We start from the raw sequence: 21056 nt of genomic DNA on the forward strand, positions 1-21056 counted from the left end.
AAGTTAACAGGATATAGAACGAAATGTTTTATTCCCATAGAGCTGCTTGTACTCTTATGCGAGTTTGGATCGAATGATGCAAAATACTGAGATATACAGTAACTATTACGAATCATACCGTTCCAATTTTGCATAAGTCCTTCCGGTTATTGGCCGGAAGGCCGTGAAAATTTTTGAATATAGATTAGCGGACGCACTGAATTTTTTGCCTAAGTAGCGATGTAGTGTAGGGTACGGAATCGATTCTGTAGAAGCAAAGCGTTCGCCTTTGTATCCAAATTTCATCAATTTAAAGGTTGATGAAAAGAAATTTGGATACAACAGCGATCGAAAGAACGAGCCGTAACCGGAACGGTTGCTGCGAAACGGCAATGTAGTCTGGCGCTCTGCAACAAAATGAAATTTAAACATTGTTCATAACAGGAGGATTTTGAAATGAAACTTGGACTTGTAGGATTAGGAAAAATGGGATTGAACCTGGGTAGAAACCTGATTGATCACAAACACGAAGTGGTTGCTTTTGACCTGAACGCTGAAGCAGTAAATGAAATGAAAGAATATGGCGCTGAAGGCGTATCTTCTTACGCAGAGATGGTGGCTTCACTCGAATCCCCACGTGTATTGTGGATCATGGTTCCCCACAATGTAGTAGACGCTGTATTGGCTGAAGTTAGCCCATTGTTGTCCAAAGGTGACATCATTATTGAAGCGGGTAACTCCCACTACAAAGAATCCATTCGTCGTTACGAAGAGATGAAACCTAAAGGCATTCACTACATGGATGCAGGTACATCTGGCGGTATGGAAGGCGCACGTAATGGAGCATGTTATATGATCGGTGGAGACCCGGAAGCTTGGGCAATCGTTGAACCGGCATTTAATGATACTTCCGTAGAGAACGGCTACCTGTATGCAGGTAAAGCGGGCAGCGGTCACTTCCTCAAAATGGTTCACAATGGTATCGAGTACGGTATGATGGCATCCATCGGTGAAGGTTTTGACGTATTGGAGAAAAGTGGATTTGATTTCGACTTCGAACAAGTGGCTCGCGTATGGAACAACGGTTCCGTTATCCGCTCTTGGTTGATGGAGCTGACAGAACGTGCCTTCTCCAAAGATGCAAACCTCGATGAGATTAAAGGCGTAATGCACTCTTCCGGTGAAGGACGTTGGACGGTAGAAACGGCATTTGACCTTCAAACCGCTACACCGGTTATCGCTTTGTCTTTGCTGATGCGTTACCGTTCCCTGGAGACAGACACGTTCACAGGTAAAGTGGTAGCAGCATTGCGTAATGAATTTGGCGGTCACGCTGTAGAGAAAAATTAATTTTATATATAACTGTTAACATATGATGAACATCGGGTAATGACTTATATCGTGTTTACGAATTCATCAAGTGGAGGTAACATATCATGAAATTTTTCTTGGATACAGGGAATGTGGAAGAAATCAAACGGATCGAACGTCTGGGTCTGGTGGATGGAGTCACGACTAACCCGTCTTTGATTGCCAAAGAAGGTCGCGTATTTAAAGAAGTCATTCAGGAGATCTGTGGCGTTGTTAAAGGCCCGGTCAGTGCTGAAGTCATCGGTCTCAAAGCCGAGGATATGTTGAAGGAAGCTTATGAAATTGCAGAATGGGCACCGAATGTAGTCATTAAATTGCCGATGACCGAAGATGGGCTGTACGCTTGTCATGAGTTGACGCAAAAAGGGATCAAAACCAATGTAACGCTGATTTTCTCCGCAGCACAGGGCCTGATGGCGGCGAAAGCCGGTGCAACCTACATCAGTCCATTCGTTGGTCGCTTGGATGATATTGCGGTGGATGGTATGAAATTGATTCGTGATCTGCGTCTTATTCTGGACATGTATGATCTGCCTTCCGAGATTATCGCAGCAAGCATTCGCAATATCAAACATGTAGAGGATGCAGCCCTTTCGGGTGCGCATATTGCCACCATTCCGGGTTCGCTTCTGCCGACACTTTGGAAACACCCACTGACGGACAGCGGAATTGAACGTTTCCTGAAAGACTGGGAATCTGTTCCGAAATAAAAGGATAGACCTGGCCTGAATCTTTGGGTGGTCTGAACATAAAACCTTTCGCCTTGCAGAGTAATTTGCGGGTGAAAGGTTTTTTTATCTCTGTTTATGTAGTTTCCGATTCGAGGTTAGTTTAACCAATGAGGAGTACTTGTCCCTTTCATGTTGTTGTTACTTTCTGTCCAGTGTCCACGTACTGTCCTTCTTTTTCGGGACAACGGTGCATAAGGTTAACATATAGCCTATAGCTCATCCCGTAGGGGAGGGACACTTCGATGATGAGAAGAAAATGGCGAAGCCGGAGACGCCGTAAGCCGCCAAGCGGCAAACGCAAAATGTGGTTGATCATTTTATTGGTCACCGCGTTTTGTTTGATGCAGGGCTTTGCTTATGTGGATAAAAAGATGAAGCCCCCCATCATGCACTTGGCCAAGATCAGAGTGAAACAGATTGCGACTGAAGCAATCAACAAGGCGATTACAGCACAGGTTGCAGATGGCAAAACCAACGAAGGACTGATTGACTGGAAGACGGATACCGCCGGGAAAGTGTCCGGTTTCATGCTGAACTACAATGAGCATATGCGAATCACCGCAAGTACGATGAATATTGTGCAATCCACGCTGCAGAATGTACACATGTTAAAAGAAAAAATCCCGCTGGGGCAGGCGCTGGGCAGTCCGGTGTTGGCTTCATTTGGCCCGAGTATACCGGTTCGTATTGAGCCCCAAGGAGCTGTCAAAGTGGACCTGAACACCCGTCAACAGAATGCGGGTATTAACATGATTTTGGTGGAAGTGTACATTCACATCATTGCTGAGGTCGCGGTCGTGGTGCCCTTCGACATGGAACCCGAAACGGTTGATACGGAAATTCCGATTTCCTACCTTTTGGTTGTCGGGGATGTGCCAATGTATTATTACGATAATCAGGGCAAGCCAGTGGGCAGTAACGGTAGTAATGCCCCAGCTATTGCGCTGCCATCAGGTCATACGGGTGTATCAAGCGGTAATGGAGTAACTACGAATCCCCCTAGCCAGAATCAGCAACAGACGCCGTCAGACCATTTGCAAGGGAATGAACTTGAAGAAATTGAACCGGATGATCTGCCTGATGTGAATGGGGGATTACAGCTCAATAAGGACGCGCACCCATGATACACACAAATTTGAATTGTAAGCAAAGAAAGGGGCCTCTATTAAAGAGGTCCCTTTTTCGAATACTTATCGTGCATATCCTCGTCTCACTTACTTTTCTTGTTCTTTTGTTTGCGTTCATCTTGTTCCCAATGTTTCAGTTGTGGATAAGGGTCGAACGACCATTCGTGCAGTCCGCTGTCGCGATAGATCCCATAGTGCAGATGTGGAGGGAATTTGCCCTGTGTCCCAGGTTTCCCGTAACCCGAACTGCCAACCCAACCTACGACCTGACCGGGGATCACAACTTCACCGATGCGTGCACTTTTGTCAAAACCCGAAAGGTGGGCGTAATAGTGATAATGATTGTTCAAATCACGGATTCCGATGCGCCAGCCACCAAACGGATTCCAGCCTTTGATTTCCACGACCCCGTAACAGGTACTGCGCACAGGCAGGCCATGCGGAGCGAAAATATCTGTTCCCTCATGAATGCGATAACCGCCCCAGCTTCTTTTTGTCCCCCAGGTACTGCGATAGGAGTAGTTGGTTCCGAGCGGGACCGGAAAGGCATGTCCGAATAGATCCAGATTGTTAAAATGCTCATATAACTTCGCGAATTGCTGTATCCGTTGCACAGCACGGGAGTTGTGATAATATTCCCACAAGGCAATGTTGAAGTCCTCTTGTTTGTTCCCGTAACCTTGAATAACAGAAGCCATGCTGTACAGCACATCCTGATCATTGTTGGCATCCGCTATACCGTCTCCTGAACCATCACGTCCATATCCTTTGAAAAAAAGAATGGATTCCGGATGTTGATCCGTCTCATCGGGATTTAGCCATCCTCTCCAGGCCGGAGGGGTCATGAAGATACCCGTAAGCCGCTCCGGATGCTTGCGATCCTTTGGGTGTGCACGAGTAATCGTTCGTTCATACTGATCAATGGCGGCAAGCCTGTACCAGGGAATCTGAGTCATCTGACCGATGGTTTCATATAAATGGCGACGTGCAGCGAAAATTTCTGCGGGTTTTAACTCGGCAACCTGTGGTTTGGGAGCGGCCTGGGCGGGTTCACCGTAAACTTCAACAGGCAAGAATGGGAGAAGCAGAGTACCTGCAAGTAATGTTTTGATCCAAAAGCGGTACGTGTGCCTGAAGGTCAAGCGTTGTTGCACTGGGATGCAGCCCCTTTCCATTAGAATGATACAAGGTACCCGATGAACCAAGCTAAAGGTTAGCGTTCTTCAAAAGTTCTCATTTTATCCATGTAAGCTCTTGGGGGGGAATCCAATTATACAAATTGTCCATATCGGGCATGAATGCACAAGATGTGACAAATGGGGGTTTTTCCAGCGCTTTCATGGTATAATATGTTCCGAGCAACAGCCTAACTTCAGTAGAAAGAAGGTTTATGCATTGGCTAAACGTGTTAAAGAACCGAAGCCGGATTGGATTCGGATCAAATTGACAACCGGCGATAACTATCAGGAAATGAAATCGATGATGCGTTCCAAAACGCTGCATACGGTATGTGAGGAAGCACGGTGTCCGAATATTTATGAATGCTGGGCCAATCGAACGGCCACTTTTATGATTTTGGGCGACATTTGCACAAGGGCATGCCGTTTTTGCGCGGTGAATACAGGCTTGCCAACGGAGCTTGATTTGCAGGAACCAGAACGTGTGGCGGAAGCAGCAGAGCAGATGAATCTGCAACACTGCGTAATTACAAGTGTAGCCCGTGATGACCTGAAAGATGGTGGAGCTACGATTTTTGCAGAGACCGTGAAGGCCGTAAGACGACGGTTGCCATTGTGCAGCGTTGAAGTACTCATTCCAGACTTTCTGGGCGATCGGGAATCTTTGCAGATTGTAATGGATGCCAAACCGGACATTCTGAATCACAATATTGAGACGGTTGAGCGGTTGTCAGACAAAGTGCGTGCCAAGGCGAAATATAAACGTTCACTGGAATTGCTTGCTCGTGCCAAAGAGATGCAACCTAACATCCCTACGAAATCAAGCATTATGCTTGGTGTAGGTGAGGAATATAATGAAATTTTATCAACAATGGATGATCTTCGTGCGGTGAACTGTGATATTATGACGATTGGTCAATATTTGCAGCCATCGGAGAAACATCTGTATGTTGAAAAGTATTATCCGCCAGAGGAGTTTGCTGCATTGAAACAGGAAGGATTAAAACGTGGGTTCAGCCACGTCGAATCCGGCCCGATGGTACGCAGCTCCTACCATGCGCATGAACAGGTGAAATCGGCTACCAAACATGCTGAACAGGCGGCAACACACGCGTGATGGAGGATACCGGATTGGAAGAAGAAAAAATCACAGAACAGATTCAGGACCAACTTCAGGAGCAGATCCAGGAGCCGGTTCAGGAATCAGTTGTTGAATCAGTTGAGGAAAAGCCCAAAGAACCGGTCATTGTACAGATCGGCGGCAAAAATTATGAAATCGTCCAGAACCACAAAGAGGGCTGGAATCCAGAGGTCTTCCGTGATCGTTACAGTGAAGTGCTGGAGCGTTATGATTATATTATCGGAGACTGGGGTTATAGCCAGTTGAGGTTAAAAGGTTTTTACCGTGATAACCATCCAAAAGCAACGAAGGATTCCACGATTGCCAGTATGGTGGATTATATCAATGAATATTGTAACTTTGGCTGTGCGTACTTTGTACTTCAGAAGAGCAAGGATCAACCTCAAGCCAAAGCAAAAAGCGGTTCCTGAGAAGGACCGCTTTTTTGGTGTGTTTATTTTAGTCAAGAAATGCCGTGCGAACCCGGTTCCAGAATGGATAAGGGCGGAAACGTGCGAAACTGACCTTGTGACTGGATACCTGACAACGGACGGAGATCAGATCCTCCACCATCACATTCACATGATCAATCGTCATCAATAACCGCTGATCCTTGCGGGAGAAAATATCACAATGATGATGCTTGGGCAAAATAACCGGTGAACCAAGTGTACGATAGACCCGGTTATTAATCGATGCAATCTCCGCAATCTGAATCGCCTCGATGGTTGGATGAACCATGGCACCGCCAAGGGCCTTGTTGTATGCCGTGCTGCCTGATGGCGTGGATACACAGATGCCATCCCCACGGAACATCTCAAATGTCACATCGTTAATATCGACCTGGGCTACGACGGTACCGTCTACACCTTTTAACGTAAATTCATTAAGGGCGATGTAAGAGGAATTCCCTGACTTTTTACGAATCTCAAGCTCCAAGAGTGGGTATTGTACAATGCGTGGTTTGAGACGCTCCGGATCTCCCTTGCCACTCATCAGCCTGACTAACTCCGGTAATTCTTCCTTCTTCCAATCGGCGTAAAAGCCGAGATGGCCTGTATGAACCCCAACAAAAGCAATATCCGGAATACGGTCGATGAAATTGTGAAATGCCTGTAGCATCGTACCATCGCCCCCGATGGAGATAACAATCTCCGGCGATTCTGCATCCAGCTTGAACCCTTCTTCCTTCGCCAGCGCATGAAACTGCTGACTGAGATCAATCGATAACTGGTCTCCGCGGTCTTGAACATAGTATCTCAAGATGAAAGCTCCTTTGTGGTCATTATACTACCGATGATAATCAATTCCGCTGAAGAACACAACGTTTGGGCGCATATTCAGTTAAATATAGATGAATCGTTCACTTATTTTTTGGCATGTCGTCTAGGTTTGAGAATGGAACTTAATATCGCAAGAAATAATAACAACACGATGAGGCTTACAAAAACAATCATTCCGGATAAAAAAATCAGTCCCCAGTCCGGTGTATACGTTGATAACGATGGGATGAAACCGGGCTCCATGAGAACGGGTGAAGAGGAACGTCCCATCATGGGTGTCCACAACAGCAGGACCAGCATAGGTGCGATTAGCGCATGGATTGCTCTGGCAAATAGAAATGGACCGTATCTCATGGGTGTGTTGCTAAGAACACTCATAATCTGTGCATGGACGGATAATCCACCCCAGGAGAGAACAAAGGCTGCTGCTGCTACTTTATAGACGAGTGGGATGGATGCCCCGGCACTCCCAGCCTCTTTGTTCCCCAGCGTTACTTCAAACAGCCCACCGACCAAGCTAGGAGATAAGGATGGAGGCAGTCCGCTATGTCGTAACAATTGCTCGGTTATCCCGTATAATCCGCCAAGCCAACCGGTCTGGACAAGTAGCTCCATCATGACCGAGAAGAATACAACCAGCCCTCCTACGATAATAATAAGGCGAAGGGATGAGGAGACTGCCTGGCGCAGCAGTTCACCAAATGCCCGCCCGTCAGCTTTTCTTGCTTCATGCATCGCATAGATGGCCCGGACCAGTCTGTTTCTAGGTATCCCCTCCGTTGGAGATCCAGAAGAACTGTCTGGGTGTGAGCCTTTTGCTGTACCCCCGTGAAAACGCATGAGCATACCCACCAGAAAAGCTGCAGCGTAATGGCTCGCAACCAATACTGGAGCAATGGCGACATTATGGAAGAACCCAACCGATACCGCTCCAATCATGAAGATCGGATCGGATGATGTAGTGAAGGCAACGAGCCGTTCTCCTTCTTCCCGGGTAACCAGCTTTTGTTCCCATAACTGAGCGGTCAGTTTCGCCCCTGTAGGATAACCTGATGCACAGCTCACGGCAAATACAAAACCACCGCTTCCGGGAACACGAAACAATGGACGCATCAGTGGATTCAGCAAGGTACCTAGAAAATGAACAATGCCAAAGCCGAGCAGCAGCTCGGACAGCACCAAAAAAGGAAAAAGGGAGGGAAACAATACGTCCCACCAGATGGACAGTCCGCGTACACCTGCATGCCAGGTTTCCGCTGGATACAAGACCATTAACACACAAAGGGTCAGGAGAGCGAGTGTGACCAGGACATGGGTGAGTCGTTGTGAAGCAGCCATGAATTCTTCTCCTTTATTTTTGGAATGGTCGGTGTGCGGAAGTCTGTGGTGTTATTGCCATCAATATATGAAAAAAAGTGGACAAACAGTACAAAATTATACGTAGAAAGCGTTTGCAAAAGTGGCTGTGTTTTTGAGTGATGTGTGCTAAAATGAGAAAAACGCCTGAACGTCACCTAATTGTCTCCAAGGTGGAATTCAATTCGGATGGAGTGATGATCATGAGTCTTGTCACCGGAATCCTGGTCTGTGCTTTTGTATATGTGATACGTGCCTCGCTGGTACGCTCTGAGGAAGAGGACTGGCGGAGTTATTAATGAAATATCTAGTGCGCCAACCCAAGCGGTTGGCGCTTTTTTTGTGTTACATTTTGAATAAGGTCCTATACACAGATGGCAGGTTACATGTCCTGATGATTTCATGTTATATAGGACTTTTTGGTTTTTTTTGATAGAATGGAGATAAAGGCTTTTGTGGCCTGGATATTGTTACTGTTTTCACAATGTTCACGGAACGTGTAATATATGGCAAAATTCGACATCAGAAAGGGGAATCAGACGAATGAATCCCAGTTTGAGTATTTATGACAATCTTGGCGGTGAGAAAGGTGTTCGCGCATTGGTCGAGGCTTTCTATCCGATCGTTCAGCAGAATGAGCAGCTGGCTCCGCTTTTCCCGGAAGATATTCAGCCGGTCATCGACAAGCAGTATATGTTTTTGTCTCAGTTTTTTGGAGGACCAGGGCTGTTTTCCGAGGCGTTTGGACATCCGATGATGCGTGCCCGTCATATGCATTTTGAAGTGACGGTTGAACGGGCTGAGGCTTGGCTTGCATGTATGGATCAAGCCTTAACACAGATTGGTGTGGAGGAGCCCTTGCATTCGTTTATCCTGCAGCGTTTATCCGGGCCTGCACATCATTTTGTGAATACACCGTAGATCCGAATATGATTACAAGCGTACGGGAGAGGGATGGAAGAGATTGGAATTAGAGCCGCTGTATAAGGTGAAAGTGACCTGCCATTATTGCGAAACCGAGTATGAAACCTCACGGGTAAGACCGAGTTTGAAAAGGCCCTACCGGACGGATTCGGATTTTTGTGCTTACTACAAGCTGGAGAATCCAGATTTTTATGTGGTTCGCATCTGTCCGCAGTGCGGGTTTGCCACGACGGAGAACGCAACGGAGCATCTAAATGATGCTCAGCGCAAGGCTTTTAAGGAACAGATCGGTAACCGCTGGGTTAAACGTGATTATAGCGGAGCACGAACACTGGAACAGGCGCTGGCAACGTACAAGCTTGCCTTGCTGTGCGCACAGGTTATCCGGGAGAAAGATCGTGTCGTCGCTGGTCTGTTGCATCATATAGCTTGGTTGTATCGTTATATGGAGGACCATGCACAGGAACATCGTTTTCTTGAATTTAGCCTGGAAGCCTATGTGAAGGTGTTCGAACGTGAAGGAACGGGTGGCAATGAAGCCAAACTGTTGTATTTGCTCGGGGAATTGAACCGCAGGGTAGGACGGTTTAATGAAGCAGTGCAATGGTTCAGCAAGGTCATTCATGACAAGCGGATCACAGATGCGGCCATGATTCGTGCTTCAAGGGAACAGTGGGCCGTGCTGCGTGAGCAGATGATTTCAAGTAAGTTGGAACTCCCTGAAGAGATGCTGGAAACAGACAAAGAGGCTGCAAAGCGCAGCCCCCTCTAGGTTGATCTTACATTAGTTACGGACAGGATGGCTGGATAACAAATAGTCACTGTCGTTGTCGATCACAGTCATGCTTGTATTACAGCAGGGAAAGACCAGTAATTTCTTTTTGCCTTCGCGAATGAGCACAAGCTCTTTGGGTTTGAGGGGGAGCAGCACGTTGCTTGCATGACAGTAGGGACATTGCTGTACATAGATGTCTCCCATCACAATATCGTAAGGCCAGCTGTTCTCAAACGGAATCATTCTTGTTCGCCTTCTGGTGCGGAAGGTTTGGAGGCTTCTTGTTTGGCGAGTTCCGCAATCTTCTGCATCAGGATATGTTGGGGCATGTGCATCAGGTGCTCCAAAGGTACGCCCAGGGATTCTGCTAATTTGACGGCTGTATCAGCCGATACTTGTAAAGGTTTCATACGTTTACCTCCTGAAGGTTGCTATAAGTATTTCTCTAGTATAGAGATATGGCTGACAGAAAACCAGTTTTTAATTCAATCCTAACCATCCAATTTATAGAGAGAGGTGCCTTATTAAATGAAAACGCCATTACACCCCGTATGGGATCTGGAGTCCATTTTTAGTGGAGGTTCTTCCTCCGAGACATTTGCTGCGTATCTGATTGAACTGGAAGAGGATGTACGTAAACTGCAACATCTGTTGAACGAAACAGCTGCACCGACTTCATTAGAAGAGACGGCTGCATTCGATCCGATTTTGGAACTGCTGCAAAGCTGTTATATCCGCATATCGGAAGGATCTGCGTTTGTATCCTGCCTCTCATCGCAAAACCAGACGGACAAAAAGGCAACGCAGCTTCAGGGCGCCATCAGTTCCCTTGGTGCGATGCTGAACGGCAGCAAATCGAAGTTTGATAATACACTCAGTCAGACATCGGATTCGGTGTGGGACGCTTGGATTGCTCGGGAAGATATTCAGCCGCTGGCATTTGTACTGAACGAGAGTCGTACGCTGGCTCGTGAGAAGCTGTCGCCTGAACTGGAAGGCCTTGCACTGGATCTGGGTGTGGATGGTTACCATGGTTGGGGCAAATTCTATAACACGATTGTCAGCAAGGTGAACATTCCATTTGAGCAAGATGGGGAAACGGTGATGCTCTCCGCAGGACAGGCTGCCAACAAGCTGAGTGATAGTGATCGGAATGTACGCGAGACGGTATTCGCAAACTGGGAGCAAGCTTGGACCGATGTCGAAGATTTCTGTGCTGACACGCTGAATCACCTCGCGGGATTCCGTCTGAAGTTATATGAGAAACGTGGCTGGGATGATATCCTCAAAGAACCTCTGGCCATCAACCGGATGTCACGTCAGACATTGGATACGATGTGGGATGTAATTAACGGTGCCAAGCCTGCACTTGTTCAATATCTGGAGCGCAAGGCAGAATTGCTGGGGGTAGACAAGCTCAGCTGGAGCGACGTAGATGCACCTGTAGGTAAATCGAGTGGCAAAATCACTTACGATGAGGCAGCCATCAATATTGTTGAACAGTTTGCCAAGTTCAGTCCTAAACTTTCCTCGTTTGCAGAGATGGCTTTTGAGAAACGCTGGATCGAAGCAGAAGACCGTCCTGGCAAGCGTCCAGGCGGATTCTGTACGTCTTTGCCACTTAGCAAAGCAACCCGGATTTTCATGACCTTCTCCGGGACACCATCTAATGTGTCGACTCTTGCGCATGAACTTGGTCATGGATATCATCAACACATTATGGAAGAGCTGCCTGCCTTGAATCAGCGTTATGCGATGAATGTGGCTGAGACAGCGTCCACATTTGCTGAACTGATTGTAGCAGATGCCCTGGTGCAGGCGGCAACAGATGAGCAAGAGAAGCTGGCTTTGCTGGAAGACAAGATACAGCGAAGTGTGGCTTTCTTTATGAACATCCATGCCCGTTTCCTGTTTGAGAATCGTTTCTATGAACAACGCAAAAAAGGCTTGGTCAACGCGGATGAATTATCCAAATTAATGGTGGAGGCCCAGCAGGAAGCATTCTGCGGTGTACTTGCATCAGATCATCCTCATTTCTGGGCATCCAAACTGCATTTCTATCTGACTGGTGTGCCATTCTATAATTTCCCATACACGTTCGGTTATATGTTCAGTGCGGGAATCTATGCGAGAGCACAGCAAGAAGGAACGGCATTTGCAGATAAATACGATGATTTGTTGCGGGATACAGGGCGTATGACGGTTGAAGAACTTGCTCAGAAACATCTGGGTACGGACCTGACACAACCGGAATTCTGGCAAAATGCTGCGGACTTGGTTATTGCCGATATTGAGCAGTTTCTGCAGATGACAGCAACCGAAAAATAGGTTGAATAGAATAGGTTGAATATACATGAAAAGGCTGCAATTCCGTGTTAACAGACACAGGATTGCAGCCTTTTTTTGTACAGAATCCTCATTTTTGATTCTCGAATATTTTGTCGTAATTAAGTGAAAAAGCTCAGTTTAAGGAAGTGAAATGGCAATTAATTGTGCAACTCATAGTTAGAAATACCCAACTTTGCCGTTCTTTGTTGAATGAGCACATATGATGTCATATAATGAGTCGTAAGTCCTTGCCGTATAGGACTATAAGCATATAAGGAGAGTGTTAATATGAAAATTGATGAGCTTTCATTAGCGAGACAGTTGGATCTGGTATTCAAAGAACTTGATCATGAGTTATCAGGGTTAGATTCAGGGGTAGTTTTTGTGCAAATACGAAACAACGTAATTGGGAAATTCGGTATTCGACATAATCCGATAGCTGGACGAGATGGGCAGATGGATGTGGAGGAAGGGGGGCTAAACGAAACCCAGAGAACTTCTTTCCGGGCAATGGCACTGGAGACGTTGAAATTCAAACGCAATTGGACACATGGCGAAATATCGTACGACTTCACAGTAAGACAAGGTATGATTTTGGTAGATGCAACGATGGAGTCTAATTACAATATGGCGAGCCTGATGATTCGTTACCCTAGAACCAATACATACAAGGATTCAGATATGGAGTCGACCTCCTAATTAGTTGCACAAGAGAAAGCGGCACTTCCGAAGAAGGCCGCTTTTACTTTTGGATTCTGCTTAGGCTCAAGCAATAATTACGAGCTTACGAACGACCCGATAATTGCTGCTCAGCGATTTGCACCAGACGTTTAGTGATGTATCCACCCAGAGAACCTGTCTCACGGGAAGTATAGTTACCGTAGTAACCATCTTGTGGAATAGTTACACCCAGCTCTTGAGCAGCTTCAATTTTCAATTGTTGCAATGCTGCTGTTGCTTGGGGAACGACCAGGTTGTTGGAGCGGCTACCGCTACCTTGGTTTTGACTTCCGTACATATGTGTCACCTCCTTATGGGTTGGTGATGTTAGTATGGTTAGAGAATACGGAAATATACATGATATGGCGTAAGGGAAAATATGGATAACTATCAGTGCACAGGACACATAAAAAAGCCGACCCAATGCGGGTCGGCAAGTTGTATTTGGATATCAAAATATAGGGTGATATGCGTAAAAGCAAAATAGAGCATGATCAGCTCGCTTAGTCTGTAGGAGGTATAACCTCAATACGTGTAAATAACTCAACAGGCTGTTCCGGTTCCAAGCGAATCAACCCGGTTTGTTCATCTGATAAAGCCAAATTAGGTGCATCCGGGAGCCAAGTGTACGGTTCAATGCACAAGAACTGATCGGATTCACCTTTGGTGAAGAGAACCCAATGTTTGAAAAATGTTTCATCTGCTGAATATTTCAATGTATATCCATCTTGCCTGCGTAAGTAAGCCGTAGCCGGTTCACCTTCGGTAGCTTTCAACAGGGTATCCCAGTTACGTCCCTGCAAATTGATACCTTCGTTCAGAGCAGACCATTCACCCAGGGATTCCAGTTCACCTGTCGGTAGTTGTTCTTCATTCTGTCCGTATATTCCGGAAACAGGCAGTTGCAGTGTCCAGTCGGCAGGTTTGCCGTCTAACAAAAACCATGTATGATATCCCATCCCAAAAGGAGCAGGTGTTGAGCTCAGATTGGTGACTCTCAGACGCTGGCTAAATACAGCGTTTTGCAGACTGAACGTCATCTCAAGTTTTAGGGGAATCGGGAATTGGGCCATCCAATGCTCTTCATTTTCGGTTAGTAATTCAGTCGTAATTGCACAGCCTTCTTCATCTTCCTCAATGTCACTGACACACCAGGATTGGGTACGGTGGAGACCGTGAATATGGTTGTCATTCGCCGTGTTCTGATCGAACTGGTAACGAACGCCTTCATATTCGAATTGTCCACGATGAATGCGCCCTGGTGGAATCAGGAGAGGAACGCCAAAATGGTACGGCTTCTGCAGATAAAAGGCAAGATCGTCTTCATCCGGACGGCGGACGACATCTCTGTCCTGCACTAAATCGCGAATAGAAATAATATTATTTCCAAGACGCGGCAGCAGGGTGATTTCCAATTCACGGCTATGTAGGATATACGTGTCGTAACCATTCCATTGGCCTTTGGTCACTTGTTTCATATCGATGCTCCTTTTCCCACTTGAAATCTGTCTGCAAGCAGTTGTGATGAAGCTACTGCTGCAGGCGTGTCGTTGTGTACATGCCAGCTATTTCCTGCGCTATTTCGTGTGAAGCAGGCAACAGGATAAGCAATTCCATCATAACAGATTTTGATGTCTCGGGTAAAAAAGTTCAACTCATTTTGACATTCACGCCTGTGCGCATTAAGATGGAACTCTGAAAGCATTTATTAGAATTAAATGACATGAAATCGATGACAGGGATAAGTAGGCCAAGAGAATCCTCTCCAGAAAGCCGGTGGTTGATGTGAACCGGTGTGAGCTCTTTACCGAATGGACCCTTGAGTGTAGGTTTGAACAGGTTAAGCCAGAGATGGGCTTGCCCCACTAGAGTCTGCCGTATAATCCACGTTACGGAACAATGAAGGCATTTCTTCAGCTTGACTTGATTTCAGGGTCAGGAGCAATCGAAGAAAAGCGAATAAGGGTGGCACCACGGTCTCACGTCCCTTGCGGATGTGGGGCCTTTTTGCGTTCGCAGAGAATGGCAGGAGTTTTTTATATACAATCAGGGAGGCGTTATGTTATGAAAACAGTACTTTCAGGTATTCAGCCAAGTGGTAAGCTCACATTGGGCAACTATATTGGTGCAATCAAAAATTTTGTAAAACTCCAGCATGACTATCAATGTCATTTCATGGTGGTTGATCTTCATGCCATCACCGTGGCTCAGGAGCCAGCAGCATTGCGTGAACAGTCTGAAGCGGTAGCTGCGCTGTTTATTGCAGCAGGCATTGATCCTTCGAAATCTAACGTATTTCTGCAATCCCATGTACCGCAGCACGCCGAATTGGGCTGGTTGATGACAACGCTGACCTCCATGGGTGAGCTTGAACGTATGACTCAGTTTAAGGATAAATCATCCGGTAAAGATTCGGTTGGTGCCGGACTGTTTGTGTATCCATCATTAATGGCGGCTGATATTTTGTTATACAATGCTGACCTTGTACCAGTAGGTGAGGACCAGAAGCAGCATCTGGAACTGACACGTGATCTGGCAGGACGTTTTAACCACCGTTATGGGGAGTACTTCACCATTCCAGATCCGTATATTCCGCAGGTGGGTGCACGGGTAATGTCACTTGATGATGCCTCTTCGAAAATGAGCAAAAGTAACCCTAACGCTGGCAGCTATATTGCCCTGCTGGATCCGCCGGATGTGATTCGCAAAAAAATCAGCCGTGCCACTACAGATTCGGGACGTGAAGTCGTATATGATCCGGCAAACAAACCGGAAGTCAGCAATCTGATGAGTATTTATGCTGAATGTGCAGGTATGACGCTTAAGGAAGTAGCTGAGCGTTATGAAGGCAAGATGTATGGTCCGTTCAAAAAGGAACTGGCTGAAGTGGTTGTATCTGTGATTGAACCGCTGCAACAACGATATAATGAGATTCGTGAGTCTGGCGAATTGGCGGATGTTCTGGATACGTCAGCCCGTCGTGCAGAAGAAGTTGCTGCTCAAACGTTGGATGCAGTTAAAGAACGTATGGGATTTGTTCCGAGACGTAAACAGTAGTCCTGAACAAAGATCTTCATTTCATGCAATGAATAGTTAACATAAATAAAGAGGAGCCCTATTGAAGGACTCCTCTTTATTCATGCGTTCATTATTGAACTATCAAATGACCTAATCAAGAAGTGGGCTCTGAAGCAGCCGAGTGAACTTCCTGACGTTCTTTTTTGGCACGAATCACAAATCCCCAGCCAATGTTGGCAATGGACAGGACAAACAGTAGTGCAGCAAACCAACCGGAGTAGGAGATCATAATTGCTGAAACCGTTAACAAGATAATCGAAGAGAATGCGAACCATAAAGACAAGCCTTTACTCATTGGGAAAAACCTCCATCTACAAATTTAGTAAAACTCCGTATAACCTGTAGCCTACGAGCCATAATAATCTTGCAAGCTTGCAATTACATTACAGACACAGATTGAAGGGAGATTATAAATATGGCTCAAGGATCTCGTTCTAACAACTTGGTGGTACCTCAGGCAAATTCAGCACTGCAACAATTGAAAATCGAGGCTGCACAGGAACTGGGTGTAACTATCCCACAAGACGGTTACTATGGTAACTACACTTCCCGTGAAACAGGATCTTTGGGTGGATATATCACCAAACGTCTGGTACAAATCGCTGAGCAGTCTCTGGCTGGGTCTGGCAAATAATTTATTTTAACCAACAGCAACAAAACAGGATAAACAGAAAGCCCGGAGCGGAAACGCTCCGGGCTTTCTCGCGTATCAGTTCCTATGTCTGATTGTGCCTTGCCATGCTCACTTCGTCAAGGGCGTGCAGATAAAAGTTTTTTATCCATTTTCTCATCGCTTAACCAGCCTACATAGGTATCAATCGTTTCGAAATTCCGATCCATCACAATCACAGCGACAAATGGATATTGTTTCCGGTGTCGATAACGTACATCTGCCCAACGGACCTTGTAACCGGCAGGCAGTTCTTCAACCTCTGCCACCGCATAGGAGGTGAAATAGAGGAAGGCACTGACTTCCGGTGATTTGCGTGAAGCAGCAACGGCCGCATGAGTAGAAGACGAGGCGTGCAGACTCCATACCAGATTAGAACCATCCATTTTACCGATCACATAACTGCCGTCCTCAACCCGTTTAACCACATGCCAGCGGTTCCAGGATATCGTTGGAATAACGATGTATCTTGCCTGCTCTGGGCTGTTGTCGAGACGTCTGACTTTTCTGACTGCTTGTGCACGAGCAATCGTTCGCCATATATAATATAAACCGGTCAAACTATACAACGTAACGAAGAGTGGTGCAGGGGCGATCAGATCAAAGGCCCATAACAGGATAGCTATGACATGTGTAGTGAATAGAAACGGATCAAAAATATGAATGATGTTCCAGGCGATCCAGCGTTCCGTAAAAGGCCGGGCGGCTTGGGTTCCATAGGTGTTGAACAGATCGGTGAATACGTGAAAGCCTACGGCCACAGCGGTCCAGGTGGCAACGTGTCCAATAGGGACACCAGGGAATATCAGTGCAATGACGCCGGTGATGAGCAAAACCCATAACAGGAGAAATGGCAGAGAGTGTGACAAACCCCGATGATTCCGAATGTAAAGCGAGTTGCTTTTGAGACGTAACGCAGTATCAATGTCAGGGGCCTGGGAACCGGCGATCGTGCCAACCATTACTGCAGCTGCAAGCATGGGACTAGCCGCGACGACAGGATCGACATAAGCCAGACCGGCTAGACCAATCCCCATGACAAAATGTGTAGAGGTATCCATAAACGTCTCCTTTGTGTGGTATATCGTTCTAAGGCATATTACTTCTCTATCTAGGTGATACCCATATATAGTGTATAATATCCGTTTGTCAGGATGCAAAACATCCCTAATTTCAAAGTTATGACAATTTCCTGTGCCATACCCAATAAATGTACGTAGTTTGTCAAACTATTTTGGCAGTTCCTATGATAAACTTTATATCGGATACTGAGAAAAAATGCGGCAGAGAACGTACGATACTATTCGAATGATATACAATGCTAAAATAATTTATGGGCATTGTTCCTTTAAACCGTTACAATAATATAGAATCTCATAAAAAGTAGGTTTCTTTGAATACATATGTCACAGTAGATGGATAAAGCGAAACAAACGTGATTTTGGATTCACATATGTATGCGTATTCATAAGAGGAGATATAGAAGGGACGAGGAAGATGCTGAAAAAGTACAAATGGACATGGATGCTGCTCGGGCTCGCACTTATTATGGCTGTGTATCTGATGTGGGGCACTGTATTTGCCAGTAAGGAAAAATTACCCGAGATTCGTGAAATCCAATCCTTTTCTATGGAAAATGTAGATGGCAGTACAGTATCACTGGAGGATACGCAAGGGAAAGTCCGATTGTTCTACTTTTATTTCACCAGTTGTCCGGATGTCTGCCCTATTACGACGTTTACGTTATCCCAGGTGCAGGATCTGTTGAAAGAGGACGACACCTTTGGTAAAGATGTCTCATTTGTATCTATTTCATTCGACCCGAAAGTCGATACAAGAGAGAAGATTAAGACGTTTGCGGACCGCTTCCACGCGGATTATTCCGGATGGTACTTCTTGCGAGGGGATATGGACAAAACCAAACAGTTTGCCAGGGAATCATTCCAGATCCTGATCGATGGGGAGAGTAAGGACGATTTTGCCCATATGAATATGATTGGTCTGGTGGATGAGAACAACCAGCTGCGCAAGGTATATAATGCATTTAATACAGAGGACGTTGTGCCTGCTGTCATTGCCGAGGATATTCGCAATCTGATTAAGGAATAATCATCTGATCATCATACTGTAAAGGCTGCCTTCAAGTTGGATATCAATCCAAAGGCAGCCTTTTGGTATTTCATTTTAATAGGAAGGATGTTCAGGGTATTGGATGTATGTCTCTAACCCGGCCTTTTCCAGCTGGGCAATGATATACTCATCAGGTGTTCCTTCTACACCCGCATATCCTCGTCGTGTATACATCTGTACTGCATCCGGGAAAGCATCCCGAAGTACACCTCTAATTTTTTTGCCGGAACTGTCATTATCCATAAATAAAAAGACTTCATCGTAACCGACTTGCTTGCGCAGGGTCTCCAGCTTAAGGGAATTAAGTGTTCCAAACGTACATAGAATGTTGATTTCGGGTCCAACCAGACGTTTCAGTTTGCTTCGGTCATTCTTACCTTCCACAATGACATGAATAGGCATGATATTCACCTCTTGTTCGAGAGCTTATGTCGACATTCCCCGGGAAATGTTGCAGCGAAAATCGACTGATTATATAAAATGGACTCCTTTCTTTACACTGTTCACCACGCGGACAGGAGCACCTCTGATTTCTAAATTCTTTTTCACATACATCAGGAATTAATTCTGATCAGTAGTGACCGTTACGGTTACGGATCGTTCCTTCGATCGCTGTTGTCTCCAAATTTCTGATTGATTTTATTTTTTATAGGTTGAAATATGGAGACAAAGGCGAACGCTATCGCTTCTTCAAAATCGATTCCGTACCCTTCACTACTTCCAATGATCGTCCATACCTAATGATGGTATTCAAGAAAAAGATGAAATCTTAAAGACGGCGCTGATGATCCCTAGGCCGCTCCGTTCGAGTGTAAAACGTTAGTCCATTTTATATAGTTTAGCTGTAAATGGGGGAATGATGCAAAGCTAATGAAAATACAGACCTAATTACTGTCATAACGGTAGGGAAGAAAAAGCTTGATACAGGCCTAATTCAATATACTTTTCGGATCGGACAGGGAAGCTTCGCGTCTGGATGTATAGTATGGAAGCAGTAGCATACCAATCATTAACAAAAGAAACGCGATGAAATAGGGTGATAACCCGACACGAAGTTGCCCGGCTGTGATGGGGCCGATGAAAGAGCCGATGGAGGTGGCAATGGATTGCAGCGAGAAAATGCGGCCCAACTTGCTTCCTCCGCTCAGACGGATAAATAGAGTAGCCATAGCTGGAAAGATGATGCCTTTGGACATCCCAAGTACAAACAATACGGTGGTCAACGGAACTTGCGGAATGGCTGCCATCACAAAAAAACACAAGGACATTAACAGCACGCCCGCAACCAGACGCAGCTTGGGGGAATACCGATTGAGAAATAACATGCTGAGGGTGAAGAGTGCCCCAATACTGATAATAGAGAACAGCAGTCCGGTAGACATGATGGACGATTGTCCTCCTCCCCGCAGGGGTAATTCGAAGAAGAGAATCCCTTGGGCACAGGCAATCACCAGAGGCAAGGCAAAGTATCGCCAGGACACCGGCAGGAATGCACTTGTGGCATCTGCTGGTGAAGCGTCAGGTTTAGCAGGTACCGTTACTCTCTCCTGCTGTTTGACGATACCACGGGGCATCGTCATGAAAGCAATGACACCTGTGAGAATAAGCAGATAACCCAAGCCTGAGAATGTAGCAGAGAATCCCATGGAACCCACAATGATCGCACCGGCTGCTGGCGATACAACAGAAGCGAGGGTATGTACTACCCCGTGACCCGACATATACTTCCCCTGTTTCACCGGATCGCTGGATAACTGTGCAAGCAGGGCGAGACATGCAGGAGACAGGAAGGCCAGTACAAACCCGCTGATGGAACGCAACGCCAGCAGTTGCCATGGTGTCTGGACATAGGCTTGTAAGAGCAGGATGAATCCTGCTCCGAGCAGACTGAATACAATGTAGCGGCGACTCCCATGTTTATCGATTTGTGTTCCAGCAATCAGATTGCCAGGAAGATGCGTTAAGGAATAGATGCCCATCATCCAGCCAATGAAAGTAGGGGCGGCTCCCAGCGAGATGGCAAAAGGGGTCAGAATGGGATACTGGGCGTGCAAATCAAATACAGCAAGGAACAAAAACAGGTATAGCCAGATGGCCGTTTTCACATAAGCCCCTCCTTGTTAAGCGATGCATGTTCAAACTACAGGTCTTGAACGTGTTCCCCGTTCGCCCGGCAGAACCTCATGGTACTACTTGTACGCCCGGCGGGACGAACTTAGACCGTTTATTTTTAAGGGAGAGGGCTTAGCTGACAGCAGCTTCGGAAATCATGTATAATATTCGGGA

Annotated in this window: 24 protein-coding genes and 1 other annotated feature; of the genes, 13 read left to right on the top strand and 11 right to left on the bottom strand. The window is 46.1% G+C overall.

Annotation, left to right across the window (positions count from 1 at the left end):
- Positions 1–435 precede the first annotated feature (435 nt).
- The 3 genes from gnd to yunB all read left to right on the top strand — a co-directional run bounded on the left by gnd (position 436) and on the right by yunB (position 3205).
- Entirely contained in the window at positions 436–1329 is an 894-nt protein-coding gene (gnd, locus tag C170_RS00300; RefSeq protein ID WP_036605717.1) for a phosphogluconate dehydrogenase (NAD(+)-dependent, decarboxylating), read from the top strand.
- 86 nt (positions 1330–1415) lie between these two features.
- Positions 1416–2060: a fructose-6-phosphate aldolase gene (gene fsa, locus C170_RS00305; RefSeq protein WP_036605718.1), complete on the top strand. Its 645-nt coding sequence runs from the start codon at positions 1416–1418 to the stop codon at positions 2058–2060.
- Between the two features lie 263 nt (positions 2061–2323).
- Positions 2324–3205, top strand: coding sequence for a sporulation protein YunB (yunB, locus tag C170_RS00310; protein WP_051446910.1), 882 nt, complete (start codon positions 2324–2326; stop codon positions 3203–3205).
- 86 nt (positions 3206–3291) lie between these two features.
- On the opposite strand, the gene C170_RS00315 is transcribed toward yunB, so the two are convergent.
- Positions 3292–4362, bottom strand: coding sequence for a M23 family metallopeptidase (locus C170_RS00315; RefSeq protein WP_036605719.1), 1071 nt, complete (start codon positions 4360–4362; stop codon positions 3292–3294).
- 241 nt (positions 4363–4603) lie between these two features.
- On the opposite strand from C170_RS00315, the gene lipA reads away from it, so the two are divergent.
- On the top strand, positions 4604–5503 hold the full coding sequence (lipA, locus tag C170_RS00320; RefSeq protein WP_036605720.1) for a lipoyl synthase: 900 nt from the start codon (positions 4604–4606) through the stop codon (positions 5501–5503).
- Between the two features lie 14 nt (positions 5504–5517).
- Positions 5518–5937 carry a YutD family protein gene (locus C170_RS00325; protein WP_235200693.1) on the top strand — a complete coding sequence of 140 codons (420 nt, stop codon included), beginning with the start codon at positions 5518–5520 and terminating at the stop codon, positions 5935–5937.
- Positions 5938–5965: 28 nt separating this feature from the next.
- On the opposite strand, the gene C170_RS00330 is transcribed toward C170_RS00325, so the two are convergent.
- Both C170_RS00330 and ylbJ read right to left on the bottom strand, forming a co-directional pair.
- Positions 5966–6769, bottom strand: coding sequence for an NAD kinase (locus C170_RS00330; RefSeq protein ID WP_036605721.1), 804 nt, complete (start codon positions 6767–6769; stop codon positions 5966–5968).
- Between the two features lie 104 nt (positions 6770–6873).
- Positions 6874–8127 carry a sporulation integral membrane protein YlbJ gene (ylbJ, locus tag C170_RS00335; RefSeq protein ID WP_036605722.1) on the bottom strand — a complete coding sequence of 418 codons (1254 nt, stop codon included), beginning with the start codon at positions 8125–8127 and terminating at the stop codon, positions 6874–6876.
- A 152-nt stretch (positions 8128–8279) separates the two neighbouring features.
- On the opposite strand from ylbJ, the gene C170_RS30620 reads away from it, so the two are divergent.
- From C170_RS30620 to C170_RS00345, 3 genes are all read left to right on the top strand, one after another.
- A complete protein-coding gene (locus tag C170_RS30620) occupies positions 8280–8444 on the top strand; it encodes a hypothetical protein (RefSeq protein WP_155984997.1) in 165 nt (54 codons plus the stop codon).
- Positions 8445–8688: 244 nt separating this feature from the next.
- Positions 8689–9066, top strand: coding sequence for a globin domain-containing protein (locus tag C170_RS00340; RefSeq protein ID WP_036605723.1), 378 nt, complete (start codon positions 8689–8691; stop codon positions 9064–9066).
- A gap of 43 nt (positions 9067–9109) precedes the next feature.
- A complete protein-coding gene (locus tag C170_RS00345; protein WP_036605724.1) occupies positions 9110–9841 on the top strand; it encodes a DUF2225 domain-containing protein in 732 nt (243 codons plus the stop codon).
- A 12-nt stretch (positions 9842–9853) separates the two neighbouring features.
- On the opposite strand, the gene C170_RS00350 is transcribed toward C170_RS00345, so the two are convergent.
- Together C170_RS00350 and C170_RS30320 are read right to left on the bottom strand one after the other, a co-directional pair.
- Positions 9854–10087 (bottom strand): hypothetical protein, encoded by a 234-nt coding sequence (locus C170_RS00350; protein WP_036605725.1) that lies wholly within the window; start codon positions 10085–10087, stop codon positions 9854–9856.
- A complete protein-coding gene (locus C170_RS30320; protein ID WP_017692379.1) occupies positions 10084–10254 on the bottom strand; it encodes a YycC family protein in 171 nt (56 codons plus the stop codon). The genes C170_RS00350 and C170_RS30320 overlap by 4 nt, the downstream gene beginning before the upstream one ends.
- 118 nt (positions 10255–10372) lie before the next feature.
- On the opposite strand from C170_RS30320, the gene C170_RS00355 reads away from it, so the two are divergent.
- Positions 10373–12172: a M3 family oligoendopeptidase gene (locus C170_RS00355; RefSeq protein ID WP_036605726.1), complete on the top strand. Its 1800-nt coding sequence runs from the start codon at positions 10373–10375 to the stop codon at positions 12170–12172.
- A 288-nt stretch (positions 12173–12460) separates the two neighbouring features.
- The gene (locus C170_RS00360; protein ID WP_036605727.1) at positions 12461–12871 is read left to right on the top strand and encodes a hypothetical protein; all 411 of its coding nucleotides are present in this window, start codon (positions 12461–12463) and stop codon (positions 12869–12871) included.
- 85 nt (positions 12872–12956) lie between these two features.
- On the opposite strand, the gene C170_RS00365 is transcribed toward C170_RS00360, so the two are convergent.
- Positions 12957–13190, bottom strand: a complete 234-nt coding sequence (locus C170_RS00365; RefSeq protein WP_047841310.1) for an alpha/beta-type small acid-soluble spore protein — start codon at positions 13188–13190, stop codon at positions 12957–12959.
- A gap of 205 nt (positions 13191–13395) precedes the next feature.
- Positions 13396–14370, bottom strand: coding sequence for an aldose 1-epimerase (locus C170_RS00370; protein ID WP_036605728.1), 975 nt, complete (start codon positions 14368–14370; stop codon positions 13396–13398).
- A 245-nt stretch (positions 14371–14615) separates the two neighbouring features.
- Positions 14616–14884, top strand: a binding site (T-box leader).
- 72 nt (positions 14885–14956) lie between these two features.
- Here C170_RS00370 and trpS point away from each other — a divergent pair.
- Positions 14957–15949, top strand: a complete 993-nt coding sequence (trpS, locus tag C170_RS00375; protein ID WP_036605729.1) for a tryptophan--tRNA ligase — start codon at positions 14957–14959, stop codon at positions 15947–15949.
- 115 nt (positions 15950–16064) lie between these two features.
- On the opposite strand, the gene C170_RS00380 is transcribed toward trpS, so the two are convergent.
- Complete coding sequence (locus tag C170_RS00380) at positions 16065–16265, bottom strand: hypothetical protein (protein WP_036605730.1); 201 nt, start codon at positions 16263–16265, stop codon at positions 16065–16067.
- Between the two features lie 120 nt (positions 16266–16385).
- Here C170_RS00380 and C170_RS00385 point away from each other — a divergent pair, with 120 nt between their 5' ends.
- Positions 16386–16604: an alpha/beta-type small acid-soluble spore protein gene (locus C170_RS00385; protein ID WP_017692386.1), complete on the top strand. Its 219-nt coding sequence runs from the start codon at positions 16386–16388 to the stop codon at positions 16602–16604.
- 116 nt (positions 16605–16720) lie between these two features.
- Here the strand turns inward: C170_RS00385 and C170_RS00390 are convergent, their stop codons facing one another.
- Positions 16721–17701, bottom strand: a complete 981-nt coding sequence (locus C170_RS00390; RefSeq protein ID WP_036605731.1) for a metal-dependent hydrolase — start codon at positions 17699–17701, stop codon at positions 16721–16723.
- Between the two features lie 436 nt (positions 17702–18137).
- On the opposite strand from C170_RS00390, the gene C170_RS00395 reads away from it, so the two are divergent.
- Positions 18138–18749 carry an SCO family protein gene (locus C170_RS00395; RefSeq protein WP_036605732.1) on the top strand — a complete coding sequence of 204 codons (612 nt, stop codon included), beginning with the start codon at positions 18138–18140 and terminating at the stop codon, positions 18747–18749.
- A 75-nt stretch (positions 18750–18824) separates the two neighbouring features.
- On the opposite strand, the gene C170_RS00400 is transcribed toward C170_RS00395, so the two are convergent.
- Both C170_RS00400 and C170_RS00405 read right to left on the bottom strand, forming a co-directional pair.
- Positions 18825–19172 carry a toprim domain-containing protein gene (locus tag C170_RS00400; RefSeq protein WP_036605733.1) on the bottom strand — a complete coding sequence of 116 codons (348 nt, stop codon included), beginning with the start codon at positions 19170–19172 and terminating at the stop codon, positions 18825–18827.
- A 527-nt stretch (positions 19173–19699) separates the two neighbouring features.
- On the bottom strand, positions 19700–20875 hold the full coding sequence (locus C170_RS00405) for an MFS transporter (protein WP_036605734.1): 1176 nt from the start codon (positions 20873–20875) through the stop codon (positions 19700–19702).
- Between the last annotated feature and the right edge of the window lie 181 nt (positions 20876–21056).

The organism is Paenibacillus sp. FSL H7-689 (assembly GCF_000517905.1).
GTDB classification, from domain to species: domain Bacteria; phylum Bacillota; class Bacilli; order Paenibacillales; family Paenibacillaceae; genus Paenibacillus; species Paenibacillus amylolyticus.